Below are 2987 nucleotides of genomic sequence, written 5' to 3'. Positions count from 1 at the left end.
TCTACCCTGATAAAACAACATGTATGTCTCATAGAGACTTATTTGGGTTGTATGGTTAAGTGACTAAGCGTATATGGTGGATGCCTTGGCAGTCAGAGGCGATGAAGGACGTAGTAACTTGCGAAAAGCGTTGGCGAGCTAGTAACAAGCATTTGAGCTAACGATGTCCGAATGGGGAAACCCACTAGCATAAGCTAGTATCATTAACTGAATACATAGGTTAATGAGGCGAACCCGGGGAACTGAAACATCTAAGTACCCGGAGGAAAAGAAATCAACCGAGATTCCCCTAGTAGCGGCGAGCGAACGGGGATTAGCCCTTAAGCATAGAGGGTGTTAGTGGAATGCGTTGGAAAGCGCAGCGGCACAGGGTGATAGCCCCGTACATGAAAACTAACTTTATGTGAAAACGAGTAGGACGGGACACGTGACATCTTGTCTGAATATGGGGGGACCATCCTCCAAGGCTAAATACTCCTGACTGACCGATAGTGAACCAGTACCGTGAGGGAAAGGCGAAAAGAACCCCTGTGAGGGGAGTGAAATAGAACCTGAAACCGTATACGTACAAGCAGTGGGAGCGGTTCTTGAGACCGTGACTGCGTACCTTTTGTATAATGGGTCAGCGACTTACATTTTGTAGCAAGGTTAAGCGAATAGCGGAGCCGTAGGGAAACCGAGTGTTAACTGCGCGTTTAGTTGCAAGGTGTAGACCCGAAACCCGGTGATCTAGCCATGGGCAGGTTGAAGATTGAGTAACATCAATTGGAGGACCGAACACACGTATGTTGAAAAATGCGGTGATGACTTGTGGCTGGGGGTGAAAGGCCAATCAAACCGGGAGATATCTGGTTCTCCTCGAAAGCTATTTAGGTAGCGCCTCGAGCGAATACCATTGGGGGTAGAGCACTGTTAAGGCTAGGGGGTCATCCCGACTTACCAACCCTTTGCAAACTCCGAATACCAATGAGTACTACTCGGGAGACACACGGCGGGTGCTAACGTCCGTCGTGAAAAGGGAAACAACCCAGACCATCAGCTAAGGTCCCAAAGTTATTGCTAAGTGGGAAACGATGTGGGAAGGCTTAGACAGCTAGGATGTTGGCTTAGAAGCAGCCATCATTTAAAGAAAGCGTAATAGCTCACTAGTCGAGTCGGCCTGCGCGGAAGATTTAACGGGGCTAAGCAATACACCGAAGCTATGGGTACTAGACTTTGTCTAGTGCGGTAGAGGAGCGTTCTGTAAGCCGTTGAAGGTGAAGGGGTAACCCACACTGGAGGTATCAGAAGTGCGAATGCTGACATGAGTAACGATAAAGGGGGTGAAAAACCTCCTCGCCGAAAGACCAAGGGTTCCTGTCCAACGTTAATCGGGGCAGGGTGAGTCGACCCCTAAGGCGAGGCCGAAAGGCGTAGTCGATGGGAAACGGGTTAATATTCCCGTACTTCTGCTAACTGCGATGGAGAGACGGAGAAGGCTAGGCTAGCGCGGCGTTGGTTGTCCGCGTTTAAGGTTGTAGGCTGTACACTTAGGCAAATCCGGGTGTACTTAAGGCTGAGAACTGATGACGAGGTCCTAAGGGACTGAAGTAGTTGATGCCATGCTTCCAGGAAAATCTTCTAAGCTTCAGGTTAGTAGGAATCGTACCCCAAACCGACACAGGTGGTCGGGTAGAGAATACCAAGGCGCTTGAGAGAACTCGGCTGAAGGAACTAGGCAAAATGGTACCGTAACTTCGGGAGAAGGTACGCTCCTGTTGGTGATGAGACTTGCTCTCTAAGCTGACGGGAGTCGCAGATACCAGGTGGCTGCAACTGTTTATCAAAAACACAGTACTGTGCAAACTCGCAAGAGGAAGTATACGGTATGACGCCTGCCCGGTGCCGGAAGGTTAATTGATTGGGTTATCTTCGGAGAAGCTCATGATCGAAGCCCCGGTAAACGGCGGCCGTAACTATAACGGTCCTAAGGTAGCGAAATTCCTTGTCGGGTAAGTTCCGACCTGCACGAATGGCGTAATGATGGCCACGCTGTCTCCAGCCGAGACTCAGTGAAGTTGAAATTGCGGTGAAGATGCCGTATACCCGCGGCTAGACGGAAAGACCCCGTGAACCTTTACTATAGCTTGGCACTGAACATTGAACCTACATGTGTAGGATAGGTGGGAGACTTTGAAGCTTCGTCGCTAGATGGAGTGGAGTCAATCTTGAAATACCACCCTTGTAGTTTTGATGTTCTAACCGCGGCCCCTGAATCGGGGTTCGGGACAGTGCCTGGTGGGTAGTTTGACTGGGGCGGTCTCCTCCCAAAGAGTAACGGAGGAGCACGAAGGTTGGCTAAGTACGGTCGGACATCGTACGGTTAGTGCAATGGCATAAGCCAGCTTAACTGCGAGACATACACGTCGAGCAGGTACGAAAGTAGGTCATAGTGATCCGGTGGTTCTGTATGGAAGGGCCATCGCTCAACGGATAAAAGGTACTCCGGGGATAACAGGCTGATACCGCCCAAGAGTTCATATCGACGGCGGTGTTTGGCACCTCGATGTCGGCTCATCACATCCTGGGGCTGAAGTCGGTCCCAAGGGTATGGCTGTTCGCCATTTAAAGTGGTACGCGAGCTGGGTTCAGAACGTCGTGAGACAGTTCGGTCCCTATCTGCCGTGGGCGTTGGATGATTGAAGGAAGCTGCTCCTAGTACGAGAGGACCGGAGTGGACGAACCGCTGGTGTTCGGGTTGTTATGCCAATAGCATTGCCCGGTAGCTACGTTCGGAATCGATAACCGCTGAAAGCATCTAAGCGGGAAGCGAGTCCTAAGATGAGTCATCCCTAGGAATTTAATTCCTCTAAAGAGCCGTTCGAGACTAGGACGTTGATAGGCAAGGTGTGTAAGCGTTGTGAGGCGTTGAGCTAACTTGTACTAATGACTCGTGAGGCTTAACCATACAACCCTGATGGGTTTTGTATGAGAGACTAATGTTTCTA

1 rRNA gene is annotated in these 2987 nt (G+C 50.4%); it reads left to right on the top strand.

Annotated features, from left to right (window positions below):
- The first annotated feature begins 53 nt into the window (after nucleotides 1-53).
- Nucleotides 54-2947, top strand: a 23S ribosomal RNA gene (locus JMA39_RS21070).
- The last annotated feature ends 40 nt before the right edge of the window (nucleotides 2948-2987 follow it).

The organism is Shewanella schlegeliana (assembly GCF_016765635.1).
GTDB classification, from domain to species: Bacteria; Pseudomonadota; Gammaproteobacteria; order Enterobacterales; family Shewanellaceae; genus Shewanella; species Shewanella schlegeliana.
This window is presented reverse-complemented; position numbering and strand designations above follow the sequence as displayed.